Raw genomic sequence first — 23,652 nt, 5'->3', positions numbered from 1 at the left:
AAACCAGGATTTATTATTTATAAAGTGCATACAGTTTACCCTCGCCAGGTAAAAAACTATCTGTTAATTTATGATCAGCTGTTTTATAATCAACAGCCTTTTCCAACCCGTCGACTTTAGAAATTCCTTTCACATTCGTAACGGCACTACTTGTATTAAATGTAAACGACTTATTTTCTGTTAAAGATTTGTTCACCACCATGATGTAAACCCTGCTGTCTACGGGATTAACAAAATGAGTAATCAGCATTGCATCATCCTCATTTTCTGCCTTCCATATAAAACCTGAGGGTGTTCTTTTGGTACCGGAAGGAATGCTAATACCTGCATGGTAAACAGCTATAGCATCCAATTTCATCAGTGTTTTTCCCATTTGTTTCATTTCACCGTTAATCACTGTAAATGGTGCATACAGGTCTGTTTTGTTGCCCTGCGTATCCACTATCGCCTCAGTAAATTGTTCTGTTGAACCTATTGGAGTCCAGTAAGTAAACCATACAGGCAATTTAATACCATAGGCCAGATTAGTAAAAGCACTGTACCTAAGTTCATCGGCATTTGGTCGCCTTAAACCTATAGAGCTGCCTATCGACTGCAAGTAAGCAGAGGTCTTGATCTTGTATTTCAACCCTATTCTTCTAATGATTTCAAGGTCCTTATAATAAGGAGCTTCCCTTAAAGTTCCATCATTCATGAAAGGATAATTGTCAAATGAAAGGTATTTCAAATTAACAGCACCTACCAGCTCTATCCACTTCTCTACATACTCCGTTTCATACTCCACATTTGCTAAGGCACCGGTAGCATAACTTGGGAAAAGATTAACATGTGGTACCTTTTCAGGATCCAGATTAATCAGTTTTTTATATCTGGTAGCAGCATCCTGCAAATCAGGGACCCTGGGTTCGTCTTTAATATAGTATCCTGCTGTTGCTGTATGCTTTTTGTAAGCATTCACCATTGCAGCCATATCTGCATCTGTACCATCAACCCGTTGATCGGCAACGAACATTTTCAATTGATTTGCTGCAGCCATGTTTAGCATCGCCAGTTTATTCGCTTGTGAGTAGCTTAAAGAGATATCCTGTATAAGGTCAACATTTGCTTCTCTGATATTCTTAAAATGATGATCAGTAATGTAGCCGATTCCCGGCGATACATAAATCCCGATCATCATATCTTCTTTTATTTCAGTTACCGGCGGTTTAACCGGATCTGGTTTTACTTTATTTTCCGTCTGAGCCTTGCTACAGCTATAAATACCTGAAAACACAAGCATTCCAGTACACATTAAAAGTGTTTTAATTGATCTGTTCATTTGTGTGTTGTTTGACGTTTTTTAGGGTGATACAATTTTTCTGATGCGGTGGTTCGCTTTATCCACAACATACATGGTACCAGCAGGAGTAATCGCAATTCCTGTAGGAACGGTAAATTTTGCAGCCGTTCCTGATCCGTCTAAATAACCCTGTACGGCGCCTCCAGCAATAGTTGTTACTTTGTTAGTTCCAGCTTCAATCCTTCTGATATTTGAAGCATCCGCAGCTATCGTCGGCGCATCAAATAAATGACCACAGCCTGCGACATAAATATTATCACTGGCGTCAATAGCAATACCCCAGGGATGCTCAAACCGAGCACTAAGTCCTACGCCGTCTGTCTGCCCTGTTGTACCAGCTAGCCCCGCAATTTGTGTAACAGCCCAATTGCTGGTATTTACCTTATACACATTCGAACTGCCATTGTCTGCAATAACCAGGCTTCCCTGACTATCCATTGCAATCCCTCCGGATATGACTGGCACGCTCAGTGTTCTGGTGGTCATTACTCCTCCTGGACTAACTTCATAGAGTTTATTGTTACTCGCCGCAGGCAAAGCACTCACCAGATAAAATTTACCAGTATTTCTATCTATCGTAATTCCTTGCGGAAATGGAATAATCCAGCCAAGAATCGTTGTTACCGTACCAGTTGGCGTTATTTTACGAAGCGCCCAATTCCATGTATCGGCTACATAAATATTGTTGTTCGCATCTGCTACCACAGCCGAGGGATGGTCAAATAAGGCTGCTGTACCTACCCCATTGGTATTGCCGGCAACGCCTGGGTTACCCGCAAATGTACTAACCAAACCTGCTGGGGTAATCTTTCTGATACAATGGTTGTTGATGTCAGCAACGTATACATTGCCATTGTTATCCGTAGTTATTCCTGCATTGGTTACGAAATTAAACTTAGCTATAGTCCCCTGACCATTCAAGAAACCAGCGACTCCGGAACCGGCGAAAGTACTTACGGTAGTGGTGTAAGTAGCTTTTTCCAATGTATACAATTTCCCTTCACCAGGTAAAAATGTATCTGACAATAAATGATTAGCTGCCACAAAATTTGTTGCTTCCTCCAGCCCTGTAACTTTAGAGATAACCTTAACATTGGCAACCTGATTTGCGGTTATAAAGCTAAAGGTATTGCTTGCTGTAAATGATTTATTGACCACCATAATGTACTCTTTTCCAACAACCGGATCTATAAATTGTGTGATGATCATAGACTGGGCGGCATTCTGGGCCTGCCAGACAAAATTTGCCGCAGGCCGGACAGTACCTGTCGGAATTGTAGTTCCAATATGGTAAACAGCATTGGCGTTTAGTTTAACCAACGTTTTCCCAAGCTGCTTCATTTCAAAGTTTAAAGCCTTAAATGGAATGTACAAGTCAGTCTTATTTCCCGCAGCGTCTATAATTCCGTTGGTAAAGGTTTCTGCTCCACCTGTTGGTGTCCAGTAGCTAAACCAAACTGGCTTTTTTATTCCATAAGCAAGATGAGAATAAGCACTGTACCTCAATTCATTGGCATTTGGTCTTCTCAGATCTGTTGAGTTGCCTATAGATTGGAGGTAGCCAGAAGTTTTGATGTTATATTTTAAACCAACACGTCTGATGACATCCAGATCATGAAAATATGGGACATCCCTAAACGTTCCATTTAATAGGAAAGGATAGTTGTCCATCGCCAGATACCTCAGGTTTGCAGCTACCACTTTCTGAATCCAGTTTTCAACATAATCCAGTTCATAATTGATACTTCCCAAAGCACCTGTAGCATAACTGGGAAATAGGTTCACGTGAGGATCATGGTTATTGTCGAGCGTCAGTAACTTTTGATAACGGTTGGCAGCATCCTGAAGCTGGCTAACTGTTGGTTCGTCCTTAACGTAATAACCGGCCAATGCAGGGTGATTCACATAGGTGTTAACCAAAGCCGTAATATCTGCATTAGTACCATTTATCCTGTTGTCTGCAACAACCATTTTTAAACCATGGCTATCAGCCATATCCAGCATAGTCAGCTTATCTACCGGTGAAATCCAGCCAGCGATATCTTGTATCACATCGATATTTGCTTCACTAATCGCTCCATATTGCAAGCTTGTTGTAAACTCAAATGGAGGAGCTATGTAGATCCCTATTGGCATCTCCTCTTCAGCACCATTAAGTAACATCTGTTGGTCAGCCCTGCCCATGTCTTTGACCGGCATCTCTGTGATAAATTTCTGGCAACCAGCAAAAATAAAAGCAAAAAAACTCAGTGTAAGGAGCGCAAAGCGCCCCTTATTCATGTAAGATCCAGTATTCATAATTAGTTAGATTAAATGAACTACTTATTGTGATACGATTTTTCTGATGCGGTGATTTCCTTTGTCCAATACGTAAATTGCACCATCCGCTCCGATAGCAATGCCGCTAGGCACTGCAAACCTGGCTACTCCGCCCAAACCATTGGTATAACCTTGCACATCACTTCCGGCAATTGTAGAAACCTTGTTAGTCCCCGCTTCAATCATCCTGATATTAGATGCTGAAGCCGAAATAGTCGGTCCCTCAAATCTATGACCGCAACCCGCAACATAAATGTTATCCCTGGAATCTACAGCAATACCCCATGGATGATCAAAACGAGCAACTGCACCCACCCCATCTACCAAACCGGCTTCTCCAGCTGTACCAGCAATTGCTGTTCGGGCCCAGGTAGTCGTATTTACGCTATATATCACAGAGCTCACATTGTCAGCAATAATCAGGTTACCCTTGCTGTCAACGGCCATTCCTCCCGAAAAAATTGGTACGTCTACCCCACGCTCGTTCAATACCCCCGAAGCAGAAAACTCATAAATTTTCCCGCCGTGATAATTTGCAGCTAATGCACTGCTAATATAAATTACGCCTGTATTTTTATTTATAGCAAGTCCTTGCGGGAAGGCAAATGCTTGCCCGCGGATAGAACTGACCACACCATCAGGAGTAACCTTACGTACGGCCCAGTTCCATGCATCAGCAACATAAAGATTATCATCTTTATCAACTGCTACATCCATTGGGTGGTTAAACAGCGCGACATCTTTATTTCCATTTACATACCCTTCCACGCCAGGTTTACCTATAAAAGTACTCACCACGCCGGCAGGGGTAATTTTGCGGATACAATTGTTAAAAATATCGGCCACGTAAAGGTTCCCTTTAGAATCTATATCCATCCCCGCATTACTTCTAAAATCAAACTTGGCAAGGTCCGCAGATCCATCGGCAAAACCGGCAACACCAGCCCCGGCCAATGTGCTCACCGTTCTTTTTAAAGTATACACAAATGGTTCTTTACTCGTTACCGTCTTTCCCGCAATTGTAATTTCGATATTGCCAGTCCCCAAACCTGCGGGTATTTTAACTATCATTCGCTTTCCATTGGCTCCCAAGACAGTCACTGGTTTTCCATTAATTTTCACGCTGACATCAGCTAAGTTACTGCTGTAATTATCGCCGTAGATCATTACTTCAGTAGCTTCACTACCTTCCATAGGTGAAAATTTACTGATCACAAAAGGAGCATTACTATTATGCATGTAACTATCATCAGTTTGCTGAAAAAACTGTTCTTTACAGGAGACCAATCCCAATTGAAGGAGCAGCACAACGCCATAAAAAGTGGCTTTCATTGCTTTATATCTTTTCATATTGAATATCTTTAACATTAGTTGTAACCATTATTTTGATCAAGTGCAGTATTTCTGTTGCGCTCCGACTGCGGAATTGGATACAGATCAAAAGCATCTTCATAAATCCTCGACTCTACAAGGAATGGTGCATAAGAAAAATCTCCTCCTCCCAGCTTTACCGCACGCATACCTCGTGCTTCAGGCATTACGCTTTTGCCAATACGCCACCTCCTGATGTCCCAAAAACGGAAGCCTTCAAAAGCCAGTTCAACTCTTTTCTCTCTTCTGATTCTTTCTCTCATTTGCGCTTTGGTAAGACCTGCGGGCAATGCTGGCATATTAATGCCAACTCGGGTACGTACAGCATTTACAGCATCATAAACACTATTATCTGGACTCGACAAAGCCTCATTCTTAGCTTCAGCAAAGTTCAATAGCGTTTCCTCGTAACGCATAAAAACCCAAAAATGATCACCCGGCCTGTTATCAGGAGTCATGCTTCCATTTTCATCCAACAGCTTACGCAAGTAATAACCGGTTTGAGTTTTTGCACCTTCAGCAGAAGTCAGTCCGTCCACCCCATTTACAAAAGTTTCGATCACATTCCCTCTCCAAATGCTACCGTTGTGAATGATCGAAGCGGCAAGTCTGGGATCGCGATTGGCATAAGGATGATTAGCATCGTAACCCGAACCTGCTTCATCAGGCTTTAAACCATTGGTCATTTCATAATCATCAACCAGATTTTGCAAGGGTTGAATCCAGCCCAAACCACCCTGACTAGGTACAAACATTTGTTGAACCCAACTTGTATTATTAAATGTAGATTGAAATATGATATTATTAGCAGCTCTTTTATGAAACAATTGCTTGTAATCGCCATCAACCTGATACAAATTAAGTTTCATCACATCCTCAGCAGCCTCAGCAGCTCGTTGCCATTTCTGAACATCCGAACCTGGATTGTGTAATAAGCTGGCAGCATATAGTAAAACGCGGGATTTTAACATTAAAGCTGCTCCTTTAGTAGCTCTGCCAATATTTGCCGCAGTATTTACAGGAAGTAAATTAGCTGCAGCTTCATTACAATCGTCTACAATAAAACGTACCAGCTCTTCTTCAGAATTTCTAGGAATATTCAGATCATCACTGACTTGCAAAACCCTGTCTATCAAAGGCACTCTGCCATAACGCTTATGTAATTCCGCGTAGAAGAAGGCCCTTAAAAAGTGAGCTTCACCTTTCATACGACTTTTTCCGGCAATCTGCGTAGCATTCTTTGCCGGTACAGCGTCTATTTTCTCAATAAAGCGGTTAACTTTACGAATAGCAGCATAAAGTGACGCCCACACATCAATAGGATTGTGATTTGGGCTAATCAAACCCCTGGTAAACACCTGAGGACCGTTAAAATACACAACCGGACATTTCGCTTCATCCGATGCTGCTGCATAAGTGAAACTATTTGCAGGCATCCATTCATTTGGCAGATGACTGTATACATTCGCCAGATATTTTTCTGTCTGAACATAGTCTCCAAAAACTTCTTGTTCCGACAAGCCCCCTGTCTCAGCTTTGTCCAGGTATTCATCAAATTTTTTACACCCGGAAAATGTCAATATGCCCAGGATGCAAATCATTATTAATTTAAATTTCATGTGAAAATAAGTTTTAGGGTTAGAAACTAAGAGAAACACCAAAGTTGATTATCCGCTGGGCAGGGTACACATTACCAATGGTATTTGGCTGCCAGTATTCCGGGTCAAACATAGGTTGAGCTTTCGTCCAGGTATATAAATTCATCCCATTTCCGTAAATCCGAAAACTAGATAAACTGGCGTTTTTTGTCAGCCTGATATTTTTAAACGTATAACCTATTTCTAAATTTTTTAAGCGGATATAACTGTTGTCTTCCAGATAAAGTGAGGACATACGATGGTTGTTACTATTACCGCCATAATGCAGTGCAGGCCATGTTGCTGTATTTGCTGTTTCAGGTGTCCATCTGTCCAGATGTTGGGTCCTGGCTTTCCCTCCTTCATAAAACTCCCATGACATCCCTCCAACAAGTGTTCTGCTACTGTTTGCAGCACCCTGAAAAAGGAAACTAATGTCAAAATTCTTCCAATTCACTCCCCCCGACAAACCAAAAGTAATTTCAGGAATATTACTTCTACCCATTGGCCCCATATCGTCATCAGTAATAATCCCATCACCATTCAAATCTTTATACTTTACATCTCCAGGAATCAGACGGCCATATTGTGCAGGACTAAGACGGATGTCAATTTCATCTCTAAAAAACCTTTCGGCTTCTAACACAAAAATCTGACCCAAAGGATGACCTGTTTGGTATTGATAATCATACTTTCTGTTTTCCTCATCCATAAATATGATTTTGTTCTTAGCCAGGGCAAAATTGCCACTCAAAAAGTACCCTCCATTATTGAACCTGTTGCGGTGAGTAAGCTCCACTTCAAATCCTTTATTATTAACTTTCCCCATATTAGCAGGAGGCAGATTATTTTCGCTCATCCCTAACATTGTGGGAAGGGATTTACGGGTAATCAAAATATTGTTACGCTTTTCAGTAAAGAAATCTGCGGTTACCGAGAAAAGATCTTTCAGTAATTTAATTTCAAAACCAATATTTCCTTTACGTGCTGTTTCCCAGGTTACAGCTGGATTTGCCATTGCTCCCTCGTAAATACCCTCTATCCCAACAAGCTGATCTCCATACAAATAACCATTACCTGCACTTCGAACATATTCAGAACTATACAACCATCTTCTTCCAGGTAACTGGTCATTTCCAGTTAATCCATAAGAACCTCTTAGTTTTAAGAAGTCAATAACAGAATTTCCTTTTAAGAAGGATTCTTCAGAAAGTACCCAGCCTGCAGAAACTGCTGGAAAAAAACCATATCTCTTCTCTTCAGAGAAGTTGTCTGTCCCATTATACCCTGCATTAAACTCAGCAAAATACTTGGTTTTGTAATTATAAGTTAACCTCGTTACAATACCCTGCGATACATAAGGAACTTGATTACCGATTACTTCCTGTGAACGATTTACAAGCAACAAGCCCGTAAAGCCATGGTCCTTATACTGTTTAGTATAATTTAATGATACATCCATCCACACGTCTCTTTTTTGGTTGAAAGCTGAACTAGGCGCAGAAAGAGGTGCATCAACGCCTTTGTAGGTATAACTGGTAGGATCATTGTAATCTCCTGTTCCTTTATAATCAGCAGTCATCACTGATTTAGACCTTCTAAAATCATTTTGAAAATAACCATCAAAAGAATAATTCCCTTTAAGCGTTAATCCAGGGGTAATAAAATTCAGTTTCCTTGTTAAGGATAACATTCCAGATAAAGATGAATTGAATGACTCACGGAAACCAGACTGGTTTAAAAACCGGGCTGGATTTATGAACGACTTTTCCCCGTAGCTTCCAGTAGGAAATTTTACCGGAAAAGCATTTGGTGGTATCTGATTTAAAGTCCAGAAAAGATCCGCAACAGAAATATTAGGGTCTCTTTTGTTTTCTATCGCACCAAATAGATTTAAGGACATAGAAAAATTATCATCAAAATCGATATCGACATTGGAACGGAAATTATAGCGTTTAAAACTGGAAGTGGGATCGTACTTTGGATCTTTTTCCGTTTTATATATTCCTCCCTGATCAGTATAACCAACGTTCACGAAGTAACGAGACTGTTGTCCACCACCCCCAATGTTAAAATTGGCTTGTGTCTGCATTGCGGGCTTCATCATCTCATCAAACCAGTCAACATTAGGATATTTGTAAGGATCTGATCCCGTACGGTAGGCGTTCAGGGCCTCTGCATTATAGGGTACAGTTCCTCCCGGATGATCATTGAGGTAAGCTTCATTGGCTAAAACAGCATAATTATAGGAATCCACATACTCTGGTAAACGGATCGAGGTTTGTACCGCACGCTGGACACTTGCCGAAACTGATGGCTTACCTTGCTTACCTCTTCGGGTGGTTACAATGATCACACCATTTGCACCTTTCACACCATATAATGCGGTAGCTGATGCATCTTTAAGTATAGTAATATTGTCAATTTCATTAACATCGAGTAAAGCGATAGCTCTGTAGTCTTTCTTTACCCCATCAATAGTAATCAATGGTTCCTGGCCATTCACCGTGGCCCGCCCTCTGATCAGCAATTGCGATTTGTCATTCCCAGGTTCTCCACTAATCTGTATAGCAGTTAATCCGGGTAACCTTCCTGCCAGTGCATTGGTAATATTAGCAGTAGGACTTTGTTTCAATTCCTTAAGTCCGATTGAAACTGAAGATCCGGTTTGTGCAATCTTCTTTTGTGTTTGTCCAAAGCCAAGGATAACCAACTCATCTAAAGACTCATCACTTGCTTTAAGCGTTACATTTAGCACCTTATCAGCCGCTCCTACTGTAATTTCCTGACTTACAAATCCAATATAAGAATAAACCAACACCACATTTCCTTCTGGCAATTTAATACTGTAACGACCATCTTTATCGGTACTTGCTGTAACGCCACCTCCTTTTACAGTTACAGATGCTCCAGGAAGTGGAATCCCTTTTTCATCCACCACTTTTCCTGTAATTTCTATTGCAGCCAGATAACTACTTACTTTCTCCAGAAACGATGGTATTTTTTTAGACAGAATAATATTGTTGTCTACAATTTTGTAATTAATCGGAAGGCCTTTAAATACCGTTTTAACGGCTTCTTCAATATTTGCATTTTTAAGCGTAACACTTATTTTCGGTTTATTCAGATCATAATCCCGACTCAAAAAAACATACCCCGTTTGTGCCTCGATAGAATTCAACACAGTTTTTAGTGATACATTTTTTTGTTCTAGATTTACATTCTGACCAAAGGAACTGGCAAATACGTGTGCCAATGATATGATCATAATGAAAACGGTCAACTTCATAATCAATAATAATTTGGGAGGCAGCCATAGTTTGGGCACGCCTAGGTTAAAAGCATTTATTTTCATACTTTTGATTGGTTTGGGCTAATTCGTAAATCGGTTCATATAGATTTTATCCCGGCTTTCCGGGAAGGGTTGACCCAAGCTATTTCCGCAGAGGTGCGCTAACACTTCTGCGGTTTTTCACCGGTCACCAATAGGGCGCTAAGCCCTGCTTCGTAAGCTTTTCTTCATATTCTGGTTTATTTGGTTATTTTATGGTTTTGTTTAATTCAATTATTATAATTGCCTTTAAGGCATAATGATGATGGTTTTTCCTTCAATTCTGAATTTGACATTGGCATACTTCAATACTTCAAGGGCTTTTGAGAGATTAAGATTTCTGTATACTTTACCATCAAAACTTGCTTTAGGAATTTCTCCTTCATATTTCACATTGATGTTATACCATCTCGAGATTTGTCGCATTACAGCAGGTAAATCATCCTTATCAAATAGGAAAAAACCATTCTTCCAGCCTAATGCCTCCTCTATATTGGCAGGGCTTACTGTAATGTTTCCATTATCGGATAACTGCGCTTGTTCGCCAGGTTTCAGCAAAGTTCCTTCATTTATTTTTACCGAACCTTCCAGCAAAGTTGTTACTGTCTGCTCTTCATCGCCGTAACTATTGATATTGAAATGTGTTCCAAGCACGACAAGCTGCTGTTTAGCTGTTTTCACAACAAAGGGCCGTGTCTTATCTTTAGAAACCTCAAAGTAAGCTTCTCCATTCAATTCCACTGTTCGTTTTTTCAAGCTAGCAAAAGATGCAGGATAGCTTAAAGTTGTCGCGGCATTTATCCACACCAGACTTCCATCAGGTAAACGAACGCGATAAGTTTCTCCCCGGGTAGTTGACAGTGTATTATTTTTAGATCCTGCTAAATCACCCTGGTCTTTAATTTCATAAATAAGCTGACCGTCGCTGGTCTTTGTGATTACTACTCCTGCCTCCTTAGCGAGTTCTCCGTTATGGGCATCTGCCAATGCTATCTTTTTACCATTTGCCAGTGTTAAAGTTGCCGCATTTTTACCGGGAACAATATCATTGGTCACTGCAAAATCAGATTGTGTATTGATTTTTTCCGAAAAGAAATAGTAATACCCACCCATAGTACAAGCGAGAACAATGGAAGCTGCTACAGCAATCCTAATCCAAAGCCTTTTTACAGGCGCCATATGCGTACGTTCAAACTCAGAAAAGTTATCTTCCGCATTGAATTCATGCATAATTTCCAGTTCGGCCCTAAGCTTTTCATCAGATGTAAGTCGGTCAAAAACCAATTGATTGTTCTGATCAAGGGCAATCCAAGCCTCCAGTTCTTTCCAACCAGCTTCATCAATTTTCCCTGAATTGTAATTACCAATTAATGTAATGATCTTATCGTAATCCTGTTTCATTCCAGTTCTGTATATCTGATTTTAATACTTAAACTACATGGCGTTGAAAAAGTACCGATAAAATATAAAATATTTTTTGTTGCAATAAACCATCAATAACCCTGACTTTTAATAAAGCGAAATATAGGCTGCATCCATTCATCTACCGGAAGCTGCAAGACGAAACCATGGTTGCCTTTTGGAAACAAATGCAACTCTGCATTTACACCTTTTTTTTGCAATGCCTTGTAAAAAGCGATACTATTATCAACCTTTACTACGCTATCATCGCCCGAATGCGTTAAATAAGTGGGCGGAGTATCTTTGGTTACCTGCTCTTCATTTGAAAATAGCTGTATTTTTTCTAGTGCGGGTTCTTTTCCAAGCAAATTTGTCCTTGATCCGGAATGTGTAAGATCTGCTTTCATGCTGATTACAGGATAAACAAGGACCATATAATCCGGACGAAGATTAGCCCCTTCTTTATTGGCGATGTAACACGTTTGAAAATGTGTACCTAAACTACTGGCCAAATGTCCGCCTGCACTGAAACCTATAATTCCGATCTTAGCAGGATCAATATTCCAGGTTGATGCTTTGGACCTCACCATTTTCATGGCCTGTTGTGCATCCATTAAAGGACCCATACTTTTATCCCTCATTTTATCTGCATCGGGCAAGCGATATTTTACTACTATTGCAGCGATTCCTTCCTTTATAAAAGCCTGTGCTATTGGTGTGCCTTCGGTATGTGTAACGATGGTGCCATAGCCCCCACCAGGAAAAATGATTACCGCTGTCCCAGTAGCTTTGTCGGCCGGAGGCAAATAAACAGTAAGCGTTGGTTTGTCAGTATCCTTCAAATTAACCTCACAATTCGGAATGCTATCGGGATATAGCGGCAATACCTGTTGAGCAGAAGCACTATAACAAATGAACAGCAGGGCAATCGTTTTTAATGATCTTATCATAAGATATTTGTGGTTTGTTGATTTAATAACTAAACTACAACAATCTAGAAAAGTACCGATAAAAATGTGATTTTATTCCTAGCCGTTCTTCAGACCGTAAATGAATAAGAACATTGCAAAAACATCAGGCTTAAGCAAATGTCTTAAAGTATCCAGTCCTTTCGATTTTAAATTTTTTACTGTTTGCACAGAAATCCCGAGATGTGCGGCAATCTCATCGTTTTTCAAAGATTCAAAATAGCTCATTTTAATAATCTTCCCTGCATGACCAGGTAGTTTATCTATGACCTTCATAACATCGCGTAATACCTCGGCCTGAATCAGTTCATTCACACAATCCTGTTCTTCCGAAGGTAAATTGGAATTGTAATGCCACTGGCGTTCTTTAACTCTTGTTGATACTTTTAGATGGCTTAGGCAAGAGTTTTTAACGGCGGTATAAAGATAGGCACGAATGTTCTCGATTTCAGATATCGTCGACTTATTGTGAAGTACCTTCAAGAAAACATCTTCCACAATATCTTTTGCCTCCTCCTGATCTCCGACAATCTTAAATGCGAAGTAACAAAGGGCAGCGTAATAATCAAAATACAACTGTTTAAAATCAAGAACCGCCGTAGACATATTATCTCAAATATTGATTGATGATCTGAACGGTAAGAATACAGCTTATTTTTGAAATATAAAAAGTCTTCAAATTTTTATTGTTTAAAAAATGCTAATTTCAACCCATAAAGCTGATAAAAAAAATGCCATAAGATGAAAAGACTGTTATTCCTACTCCCTTTATTTTTACTGGTTACTTCATTTAGTGGTAAAGAACTAACATGGACTGCAATAGGTGATTCCATTACCTTTATGAACGAACATCCAGCGGAAGCAGGCAACAGAATCAGTAAAGGATACATGAGCATGGTAACCGCAAAGCTTCCCTACATAAAATACATTAACCAGGGCCATAATGGCTGGACGGCCGCTGGCATTGCTAAAAAAATAGAGAATCTTGATTTACAACATTCAGATATTTATTCTGTGTTTTTAGGCACCAACGACTGGTGGGCTGGCCGACCTTTAGGTACAATGACCGACTACGAGCAAAATAACGGGAATGACACATTCTATGGATCTTATCGCATTATCATTAACAAACTGCGTATTCTAAATCCCCAAGCCCAAATTATATTAGTTACCCCAATGCAACGTGTAGATTTTGTATACCTTAAAGACATGAGAAATAACGCTTGGGGCTCTTATAAACCCAAAAATGGCCAGTTATTGGCTCAATTTGCAGATGCTGTAAATGAAATTGGTAAATACGAAAAATTTAAAATTGTTGACTTATTTCATGAGCAAAAACTGGCTTTAAAGCATTTAGTAAAACATAAACGTCTCAAAGATCCTGAAACAGGAACCTACAAAAACTTTAATTATCCAGCTTTTACAAACGTATCTTTTGATCCTTTGAAAGATGAATACCCTTACCCCGTTGATGCGATCGACATAACATATGATGGACTGCATCCTTCAGATAAAGGTTATCAAATCATTTCGAAGCTATTTGTAAAAGCCATTAAAACCAGGCATACGAACTAAAGTCATTTTATATTTATACTCACATTTTTATTTTTAGCTCAATAGTACTTAACAAAGTAATGTTGCTTTATTCCAACCAGCAGAGACCATAACCACAAAATGGAAACATTGGTGGGCTCTGAGTTCTCTAACGGTACAGCGGAGCGTTACCGGACTTCTTTAAAGCATACTGTAGAGTTTTTACAAAAAAAACAATATCAGTGACATAGACATTAGAAAAGTAAACCATGCTTTTATAACCGAATACGATTTTTACTTGCGTTAAATTCATGGCTTACCCCCACAGTTAAGTTTGATTTAGTTTAATCGGATCATTTTCGCAAATGAATTCAAAAAACACTGCCAATAGCATTACTGTTATTGGCAATGTTTTTTTAACCAGAAAATCTATTTCATACCTGAATATTTAATTTTTTGAACCATGAATGGTTTCGATGATTTAATATGCAATCGACTTAAGGGAGCACTTGAAAAGAAAGTATTCGTTAATGTCGCTAAACCCTCATCTGCAAACACTTCTGAAGAGGTCGCATCCAGCAATAATTTTAAAGAGATCTGATTCCCCTTTGCTATACGTGGAGCAATGGTTTTCCTGGCAAAACTACTTTCAAAGTTCACCTGTCCCGATTTAGTCCGATCTGTATAAAAAGTATTACTCACCTTATCATATCCGATAATCAGCTCATCCCCTTTTGAGTTACTCAGATGCAAAGAAAAACTGGCCCTTTCTGCCGTAGTCAGCTCAAGTTGGTACTTTCCTTCAAAGGGCGCTATTTTAGCCGACAGATCGTAATTCTTATTTACTTTTACACTATTGAGCTGATTTGCTTTACCTGTAATCACACTCAGTTCCTTCACCGGAACAGAAGCAAGGTAAAAGTCATCCCCTACTTTTTTTAATTTTAGGTCACGGGCAATTGTTGCAGCGCCTCTAAAACCTTGTTCAGGGATTAAATTAGCGTAAGTCCAATTGTTCATCCATCCGATAAAAATCTTTCTATCACCAGTGTTTGACCAGGTAATGCCGGCATAATTATCAGCACCATAATCTATCCAACGCGTATCTGTATGTTCCGCAGTAAATGTTTTCCCATCAAACTGCCCTATAAAATATTGGGTACCTGATCCACCGCTGGGCGCTCCAGGGTTGATGCTTACCAACAATACCCACTTCTTAATGCCATTCACTGATAAGCTAAAAAGATCAGGGCATTCCCATACCCCCCCATGCGCACCTAAGCCTTCACCAAATTCACTTAACCTGTTCCAGTCCTTTAAATTCTTTGAACCATAAAATGTAATAGACTGTTTTGTAGCCAGCGTCATAATCCATTGATTACTGCTTTCATGCCACATTACTTTCGGATCTCTAAAATCCCAGATACCCGGATTTGGCAAAACAGGATTCCCTTTATATTTTGTCCATGTTTTACCTTCATCATTGCTATAGGCAAGACTCTGGTACTGGTGCAAACCAGTTTTTGCGTCCTCAATAGTTTTATTATGATGCGTAAATATGGCTACAATAGCATTTTGCCCAAAGCCTGCAGTATTGTTCTTATCTACCACGGCACTGCCCGAAAATATAGTACCAAGACTATCCGGATAAAGTGCAATGGGTTGTTCCTGCCAATGTACCAGATCCGTGCTAATAGCATGCCCCCAATGCATAGGTCCCCAAATGGTTGTATTTGGGCTATGCTGAAAAAACAGATGGTATTTGCCATTTAAATAAACCATCCCATTAGGATCATTCATCCAACCTTTTTTGGGCGAAAAGTGAAATTGAGGTCGATAAGCTTCTTTAGTTCTTTCTTGGGCTTGCACCTCGCCATCACTAAACTGGCAGACTACAAGTAGCATCGCTACATATAATAATTTAATTTGCTTCATATTTTCTTATTTGTCTTTGCTAAAAACTTAGTGCTTTATGATTTTAAGTCCGCCAACATTGAGTTGGTTATTGTCCGCAGAAAGGCTCCATGCATTCCCCTGCAAGCTATAGATACGATTGGTTAAAGCTACTTCATCATTTACATAAAGTACCGCTACCGAACCGTCAATAACAATGCTAAAATTGTAATTTTTCCCGGCTTCTAATTTAAATGGTACCCTGGTGATCTCCTCCCCATTGTTATATGCAGCGATTCGTTGAGCAGCAGGTTCAAATCTGATCATATAGCTACTGTTGTCTGCTTTAGTATTTAAGCCAATGGCTGCCGTTCCGGTAAGATTACCAAGACTAAGACTTCCTTTAATTTTTGTACTTCCACTTATTGCCCCAAACTTATACATCGCCTTTGCTGAGGTGCCGGTTAAGACATAATTACCACCGGTATTGCTTACCATTCCAGATTGAGTTTCAACAACAGGGTCTGTTTCTTTAGTAAAATAAGAATTAACCGCAGCCGGGCTTTTCACCCCTAACTTTCCGTTACTTAATTTAAAAATCTGGTGCGTGATTAAGTTACCAGCCCAGGTTTTTGAACCGTTATCATTTTCGGAATTACGACGGTGTGCCCAGCCAAAAGCAAAACGATCTGTCCCATTAGATGCCGAACGACCTGCATAAAATTGATAGCCATCAAACATATCTCTTCCATCGGCTGGCTTAAGCCATGGACCAGCGGTAGAACTGGCCACCCTGTAATGCGTACCTGGAGTACCACTCCAATCTTCAGCAAACAACATATAGTACTTATCTTCAATTTTAAAGATATCGGCACATTCCAGCATCAGGTAATCCCCCTCAACATTCAATTCCCCCCGCAATAGCCACTGGTCATTTGCAGGGTTAGTAGTTTTATATACAAGGATAACCCCTTTCCCCTGTTTTTGTGCGCTGATCAGCATCCAGTATTCAGAAAATTCCGTGTTATAAAATACGTAGGGATCCCTAAAGTCGTTTGCTGAATACCCTTGCGGAGCCTTTAAAAGAAAACCTTGCTTCTTTGTCCAATTGTTCAGGTTATTGCTTGTGGCATACATTACTGCTTCACGGCTATTGCTGTTTGTCCAGCCTGGATTGCTGTTTTGCAACCAGCTATTGCTAGCATTATGACCTGTAAAATAGAAGTAATTCAGCTCTCCGGCCCTCACTACAGATCCTGTTCCTATCAGATGATCCTGTGTAGTTTTGTCCCCATAGGGGATTACTTCACCCTCGTAGCTAAAATCCAATAAGTTCTTAGAAGTAAACTTATGAATGGGGTGCTGACCGCTACTGCTTTGTTTTACGCGGTCGGGGGCATCATGAAGAAAGAAGATCTCAAATTGCCCATTTGCAAAATAGGGCATTACATCGCCAACCCATCCAGTTTGTTGCCCTGCACCTTCATTAGCCGACAGGGTAGGTTTTGGAAAAATATTAAATGTTTCTTCTTTAAAGGGCTCAGCAGGGCCAAACACTTTTTCTTTACTACAAGCAAGCAGCACTATAATAAGAACACTTGCTATAAAAAATCTTTTAAAAATCATGTTTCAAATCTTTGGTATGGTGAATGGCTTATTTACTTTTTTAGGTAATCGATACTATTCTTGGTTAGCTTTTGAATATTGCTGAGGTAAAGGTTAGAACCTCCGCCAGCAATAGGCTCTGAATGCCAATCGTAAGCCCCGAAGGCAATGATCACCACATTACCTGCGCCTGTAGTAGATGGCCATTCAGCAATACCAACTCTACCGTCCAGGTTATCGTCCCAGTTCTCTGAAGCCAGGTTTACGCCTCCGGTTTGTTCGCGCCAGCCTGCGCCATTTCCATAGCCGCCCCACTCATTTACAAACCACCAGGCCGTGTGATTTTTTCTAAACGTTCCTTTTTGCAATAACCAGGCTTTGCCGGGCTCGTAAGTCTCCAGTCCCTGGAAAATCGGGTGGTTTTCTCTGGTTCTAAAAGAGATGCCCCAATGATTGTTGGTTTCTATAAAACCTGCAGTGGGGCCAAAGTCACCAAAAACATTATTAGGTCCTTTTCCGGCAGGTACCAACCCCAATGCTTCTACATAACGTGTTGCATAAGTTGTCAGCAACAGGCCCCCACCGCTGGTGCGGTAAGCTTTAATTGCAGTAGTTACTTTTGAGCTAAGTGTAGCAGCTGGCAAGTTCTGATCATCATCAAAATGCCACCACATTACTTTATAATTTGATAAACGCTGCCCTCCTTCTATAGCCTGAAAAGAGACATAGTCGGCCGTTGGGTAATTACTAAAAAACCAATTCGCAGCTGCTTTTTCATCAGGATTGCTAATGTCGGCCCTGGTAGCAGCCAAGCCAATGAAAGCGTATTCACTATTCGAATTACTGATCACATTAACCTGATAAACGGCAGTCAACGTGCCTTTACTCAAGGTATAAGCTATGGTTTTAGAGAAATCCTGTGCTAAACCAGATGCCGGAGCAACCTGGATTCCCGGCTGGAGTTCAAGCGTTGGCGTAAGATTGGTCAGACTGGTTCCATCGGGCAGGATCAACGAAATCTGTTTATTTTCATGATCAATAGTTCCCTTAACCCCATTAATACTGAAAGAAATCAATGGCGGGATGATATGAACCTTTACTGAATAATCTTTATAAAGGTTTCCGTTTGTAATCCGGCAAGCTAACGCTCCGGTAAAATTAATGGCCTTTCCTAAGGCAGGCGTTACATTCGCACCTTCTGGCAATTGGAGCAATGGGGTTAACGCGGTTACATCCGTTCCAAAGGGCAGATTAACCAAAACTTCACCTGTTTGCTGGTTAATTTCGGCGGGCACTCCATTGATGCTGAATGTGCTTAGCTGTACATCAGCATTTACCATAAAACCGGAGTTATTATCTTTCTTACATCCTGTCCACATCAGCACACAAGCGATGAGCAGGCAATAAGTATTTTTGAGTTTTAAATAGCTGGTCATTCTTTTCTAATTTAGATGGCTGATTTAGTTATACCCGAGGTTCTGCACGTAACGGTTCTCACTCCAGAAAATCTGGTTTTGCGGGATAGGCAGATACTCATCCCTTCCTTTTGTGAATTTTGCATTCTGATAAATGCTCCTGCCTGGTTTTTCTACCGTAAAAAAATCGTTCATTACCTGATCAGCGATTCCCCATCTTACCAGGTCAAAAAACCTTTCACCCTCCAATGCCATTTCCAATCTACGTTCAAACCGTAATGCTTTCCTTGCATTGTCCTGGCTCCAGATAATATTCACTCCGGGCGTATAAGGCTGTACATAATATTTTGAAGTTGGCTGTCCATTGGCCATCACCAGGCGCGCTGTGCTTTTTGCTGCCCTTTCCCGGATCTCATTAATCAGCGGGAGCGCTTCATTTTGCCGGTTAAGTTCGATCAGTGCTTCCGCTTTAAAGAGCATAACATCCGCATATCTGATCATTATACGGGCCTTTGTATTTCCAAAAAACGGGGCCAGATTAATGAAACAATCACAATCCGGTGATACATTCTCTTTCATTGAATTATAGGTACCGTATAAAGGAATGTTCCTGCTCCAGGCAGTGGTAACCACCCTGGCCGGATCATATTTCCATGGCGCACCTGGTCTGGAAATGGTATGATCTACTCTCGGATCAACTGTATTTACCGAAAAATCAACATTTTGCTGATTGTAATTATCCAGTAATGGCACACCGTTGGCATTTGTTCTAAATGCATTCATCAACGTTTGCGAAGGTTTCTGAAAATCGCAGCAGCCAATCCCCTGAGGTACAGTAAGCATATCTCCAAAATTAACTCTGCCCCTGCCCGCACCATCATCTGTAGAAAATTGTACCGACATGATGGCCTCTATCCCATTTTCTGAGGATCCCGACAAAAAGTTACTGGCAAAATCCGGTTGAAGTTTGTAGCTGGAAGCTGCTACCATATCGGCCGCCTTAATTACCTCATCCAATCTAACAGGATCTATGCTGATCACTTCATGTCGGTCATTCTGTTTATAGGCCTGAAATAATCTTGTTTTAGCCAGGTAAGCATAAGCGGCATACTTATTCGCTCTACCTATCTGAGGCTGTGTTGGAGGCAATGTTTCCGCAGCGAATTTAAAATCAGCAGCAATCTTTTCCAAAATCTCATCCCTGCTAAATTCGTTGTTCTTTACATTTTTATAATCATCAGGGGACAGCTTCTCATCTATATATGGAATGTTTTTGAAGAGGTTTTCCAGCATCAGGTACCAGTAACCACGTAAAAAACGCAGTTCGGCCTTACGAACATTGATTAAAGGGTATTCATTTACTGTAAATTTTTCCAGTATACGCAGCCCCTCGTTGGCTCTTCTAATACCTACATAAATGTTAAACCACATTCCATCATAATTCCATTGGTCGGGTCTTGAGGTTACAAAAGTTTCCATCGCATGGAAAACATCGCCGTCATTAATTCCCCCACCACCTTTATAGGCATCATCAGCACGGATATTTCCATACTGGTACATGCTAAATGCCCGATTTATCTCGTCATTGCCCAATTGAGAATAGGCTGCTATAACAAATCCCTCTGCCTGCTCAGGCGTAGCGATCTGATCTTCATTTAATGAACCTTTTGGCCCAACTTCAAGCATCTTTTTGCAAGAGCCCAATATAAGTGCAAAGGTTAGTGCTATGTATAGATATCTTTTCATCACTTTTCTTATTTAAAGTTTGATTTGAACGCCTCCGGTTATCACCATTGGATTTGGATAACCAAATCCGGGAGTCTCAGGATCCAGTCCGGTAAAAGATTTAGATTTCAGTAAGATGGCCAGGTTATCACCCCCAACGTACAGTCTCAACGATTTAAGTTTTAACCTGTTAATGGCGGCCTTGTTAAATGTATAGCCAAGCTGTGCATTTCTCAGTTTAAGGTAGGATCCGTTTTCAACAAAATAAGTTGAAAACCTGGCCTCGAAATTATCATCAGTTAACGATGCCGCAGGGATGGTTGAATTGGAATTTGCGGGCGACCATGCATTGAGCAGACGGGCACCTTTATTTGATGCCGACTCAACTGCACTCCAGAAATCTGTAAAAAATTTTGCATCATTCCTTACGTCAACCGAGCCAATGCCCTGCAGCAGGAAAGAAACATCGAAATTCTTATAATTGATGGCGGCATTAAACCCATAAGTAAACTTAGGGATTGGCACCCCAATCCAGGTGCGGTCGTAATCATTAATGACACCATCATTGTTCAAATCACGATAGCGTATACGGCCAAGGCCTTTTCCGGGTTGAGCCGCATGGTTATCCACTTCCCCCTGAGATCTGAACAGTCCATCGGCAATATAACCGAAGTGCGATCCGAAAGCCCTCCCTAAAATATTCTGTCCGCGGCCATCACCACCATAGGCGTTGATCACTTCTGCCGGGAGATGGGTCACCTGATTTCTTACCCGATCAAAATTACCGTTCAGGTCAATACTTAGATCTTTGCCAATCTGACTCCGATGACCAAGACTCACCTCAATACCTTTATTTTGCATAGAAGCACCATTTACCCAGGTATTCCCCCCTTCTCCCAATACGCCGATATAAGGAGGCAACAACAGGATGTCTGAAGTCTTTTTATCATAATAGCCGATGCTACCGTAAATCTTTTGATTGAGCAAAGAGAAGTCCAATCCCATATCTATCATTTGGGTTGCTTCCCACTTTAAGTTAGGATTTGCATTTTGCGACAAATAATAGCCTGAAGGCAAAACACCACTTTTATTGCCATTGATGTCGTACGATGTAATGTTATAACTGGATAGGTAAATGTTATAAATTGCGTTGTTATTGATTTCCTGATTACCGGTTTTCCCCCATCCAAAACGGAGTTTCAAATCATCAAACACATTGGTTTTGTTTTTTATAAATGATTCTTCGCTGATGCGCCAGCCGGTCGAAAAAGCGGGGAAAGTACCAAATCTGTTATTTTTTCCAAAACGGGATGAACCATCATAACGTAGGGTTGCACTTAATAGATACCTGTCCAGGTAAGCATAATTAGCCTTAGCAAGATAGGAAAAAAGCACATTTTTAGCTCCGCTGCCACCGTTATCCTTGATGCCTGTTCCGGCATCAATAAACATATAATCAGGATCTTCAATTACAAAACCCTCTCTCGAAGCCATAAATGAATTGGTTTTATCCATATTGTACTCTGTACCTGCAAGCACATCCAGCCGATGCTTCTTACTTTCCAGTTTATAGTTCAGCGTGTTGGTCCAGGTTGTTTTCACATTATGCGTCTGGTTATTGATCACCTTGTTCACATCATTAACCAGGTAGCCGCTCTCGTATTTCTTTTGCCAGTTACGAGAAGTGTAATTACCATAATCAATACCAAAATTAGACCTGAAGACTAAACCCTTAACGAGCTTAACATCAGCAAAAAAATTACCGAACAAACGCATAAAATCATAACCATTCTGCTTGTTGTCTTCCAATACCCTTACCGGATTTTGTCTGTCATTCATTCCTGCAACCGGGCCTCCCCATCCTTTCCCATCTACGGTATGCACCGGAATAATTGGTAAAGCCTGCAGTGCGGAGTTAATAATATCTGCTGATACTTCCCTGGTTTTGTTCAGACTCAGGTTCTGACCTATGGTTATTTTTCCATTCAGCAGTTTATAATCAGAATTTAATCTGGCCGAAATCCTGTTGAAGCCTGTAGTTTTAACAATTCCCTTGTTATCAAAATACCCCAATGACATCAGGTAGCTTCCATTTTCGGTTCCGTTAGCTAACTGCATATCATAATTCTGGATTACCCCAAGCTGTGAGATCTCATCAAACCAATTCGTATTTGCCGATTTCATAGTTTGGCTGCTATTCAGATACTCAGGGACAAAAACTTTATTTAATACCGGCTGGTTGGTTGATGGATCAACTTTCCAATCGTACTGATAGCGAATCCCATTGCTGTTTGGGTCAATGTTATTGTTTACACTCGCTTGCCATAATACACGTCCGTACCCCTCAGCGTCGAGCATTTTAACCTTATTCACATAAGATGACAGAGAAGTATAGCCATTTACATTTAATTGTGTCCCTCCTGTCTTACCGTGTTTTGTGGTAATGATGATGACTCCGTTTGCAGCCCTCGACCCATAAATACTTGCAGAAGATGCATCCTTTAGTACCTGCATAGATTCTATATCTGCTGAGTTCAGTTCGTGCAGACCTGCTTTTGTTGGTACCCCATCTATGACATAAAGCGGATCATTGTTATTTAAAGTTCCAATTCCTCTGATGCGGATTGTAGCGGGAGAACTGGGTGCACCGTTGCCTGTGATATACATTCCGGCTACTTGCCCCTGCAAAGCTTTCATCGGATTGGCTACCGATTGCTTTTTCATATCCTCTACATCAACTATGGCAACAGAACCAGTTAAATCCTTTTTTCTTTCAGTCTGGTAACCGGTAACCACCACCTCATTCAATGCTTTGCTGTCCGATTCGAGCACAACATTTATCGCTTTACGCTGGTCAATTACAATCTCACGGGTTAAAAAACCCAAATATGAGACCACCAGAACGGGCCTACTTCCCGAAATACCTAAAACAAAGTTTCCATTTGCGTCAGTTGTCGTCCCTGTTTTTGTGCCCTTAAGCAGTATACTTACCCCGATTAGGGATTCTCCTTTCTTATCAGTCACTTTCCCCGTAAGGGTTTGATTCTGTGCCCTTGCAATCTGGAAAAAACAGGACAAAGAAAGGATAAGTAGAACATATTTGCTCATACGATTA

The 23,652-nt window shown here is 40.6% G+C and carries 14 protein-coding genes; 1 reads left to right on the top strand and 13 read right to left on the bottom strand.

Going from position 1 to position 23,652, the window contains the following annotated elements; all coding sequences use genetic code 11:
* Positions 1–13: 13 nt before the first annotated feature.
* The 8 genes from B9A18_RS22905 to B9A18_RS22870 all read right to left on the bottom strand — a co-directional run bounded on the left by B9A18_RS22905 (position 14) and on the right by B9A18_RS22870 (position 12,972).
* Positions 14–1,318 (bottom strand): hypothetical protein, encoded by a 1,305-nt coding sequence (locus B9A18_RS22905; protein ID WP_084291923.1) that lies wholly within the window; start codon positions 1,316–1,318, stop codon positions 14–16.
* A gap of 21 nt (positions 1,319–1,339) precedes the next feature.
* A complete protein-coding gene (locus B9A18_RS22900) occupies positions 1,340–3,637 on the bottom strand; it encodes a hypothetical protein (RefSeq protein WP_084291921.1) in 2,298 nt (765 codons plus the stop codon).
* 24 nt (positions 3,638–3,661) lie between these two features.
* Positions 3,662–5,008, bottom strand: a complete 1,347-nt coding sequence (locus tag B9A18_RS22895) for an IPT/TIG domain-containing protein (RefSeq protein WP_159452733.1) — start codon at positions 5,006–5,008, stop codon at positions 3,662–3,664.
* A 17-nt stretch (positions 5,009–5,025) separates the two neighbouring features.
* Positions 5,026–6,648: a RagB/SusD family nutrient uptake outer membrane protein gene (locus B9A18_RS22890; RefSeq protein WP_084291917.1), complete on the bottom strand. Its 1,623-nt coding sequence runs from the start codon at positions 6,646–6,648 to the stop codon at positions 5,026–5,028.
* Positions 6,649–6,667: 19 nt separating this feature from the next.
* A complete protein-coding gene (locus tag B9A18_RS22885; RefSeq protein WP_159452732.1) occupies positions 6,668–9,955 on the bottom strand; it encodes a TonB-dependent receptor in 3,288 nt (1,095 codons plus the stop codon).
* 291 nt (positions 9,956–10,246) lie between these two features.
* The gene (locus B9A18_RS22880; protein ID WP_084291913.1) at positions 10,247–11,398 is read right to left on the bottom strand and encodes a FecR family protein; all 1,152 of its coding nucleotides are present in this window, start codon (positions 11,396–11,398) and stop codon (positions 10,247–10,249) included.
* 92 nt (positions 11,399–11,490) lie between these two features.
* The gene (locus B9A18_RS22875; protein ID WP_084291911.1) at positions 11,491–12,348 is read right to left on the bottom strand and encodes an alpha/beta hydrolase; all 858 of its coding nucleotides are present in this window, start codon (positions 12,346–12,348) and stop codon (positions 11,491–11,493) included.
* A gap of 78 nt (positions 12,349–12,426) precedes the next feature.
* The gene (locus B9A18_RS22870; protein WP_084291910.1) at positions 12,427–12,972 is read right to left on the bottom strand and encodes an RNA polymerase sigma-70 factor; all 546 of its coding nucleotides are present in this window, start codon (positions 12,970–12,972) and stop codon (positions 12,427–12,429) included.
* A gap of 135 nt (positions 12,973–13,107) precedes the next feature.
* Between B9A18_RS22870 and B9A18_RS22865 the strand changes: the two genes are divergently transcribed.
* A complete protein-coding gene (locus B9A18_RS22865) occupies positions 13,108–13,941 on the top strand; it encodes an SGNH/GDSL hydrolase family protein (protein ID WP_084291908.1) in 834 nt (277 codons plus the stop codon).
* 387 nt (positions 13,942–14,328) lie between these two features.
* Here the strand turns inward: B9A18_RS22865 and B9A18_RS22860 are convergent, their stop codons facing one another.
* Genes B9A18_RS22860 through B9A18_RS22840 form a run of 5 tightly spaced genes read right to left on the bottom strand, consistent with a single transcriptional unit; the run spans position 14,329 to position 23,645 of the window.
* Positions 14,329–15,834, bottom strand: coding sequence for a glycoside hydrolase family 32 protein (locus tag B9A18_RS22860; RefSeq protein WP_084291906.1), 1,506 nt, complete (start codon positions 15,832–15,834; stop codon positions 14,329–14,331).
* A gap of 27 nt (positions 15,835–15,861) precedes the next feature.
* Positions 15,862–17,418, bottom strand: a complete 1,557-nt coding sequence (locus B9A18_RS22855) for a glycoside hydrolase family 32 protein (RefSeq protein WP_084291904.1) — start codon at positions 17,416–17,418, stop codon at positions 15,862–15,864.
* 32 nt (positions 17,419–17,450) lie between these two features.
* Positions 17,451–18,833 carry a DUF4960 domain-containing protein gene (locus B9A18_RS22850; RefSeq protein WP_084291902.1) on the bottom strand — a complete coding sequence of 461 codons (1,383 nt, stop codon included), beginning with the start codon at positions 18,831–18,833 and terminating at the stop codon, positions 17,451–17,453.
* 24 nt (positions 18,834–18,857) lie between these two features.
* Positions 18,858–20,558, bottom strand: a complete 1,701-nt coding sequence (locus B9A18_RS22845; RefSeq protein WP_084291900.1) for a RagB/SusD family nutrient uptake outer membrane protein — start codon at positions 20,556–20,558, stop codon at positions 18,858–18,860.
* Between the two features lie 12 nt (positions 20,559–20,570).
* Entirely contained in the window at positions 20,571–23,645 is a 3,075-nt protein-coding gene (locus B9A18_RS22840; protein ID WP_084291898.1) for a SusC/RagA family TonB-linked outer membrane protein, read from the bottom strand.
* Between the last annotated feature and the right edge of the window lie 7 nt (positions 23,646–23,652).

The sequence above is a fragment of the Pedobacter nyackensis genome (assembly GCF_900176505.1).
In the GTDB taxonomy this organism is placed as follows: Bacteria; Bacteroidota; Bacteroidia; order Sphingobacteriales; family Sphingobacteriaceae; genus Pedobacter; species Pedobacter nyackensis.
Note: the sequence above shows the minus strand (reverse complement) of the source record. Positions and strands in the feature narration are given on the sequence as shown.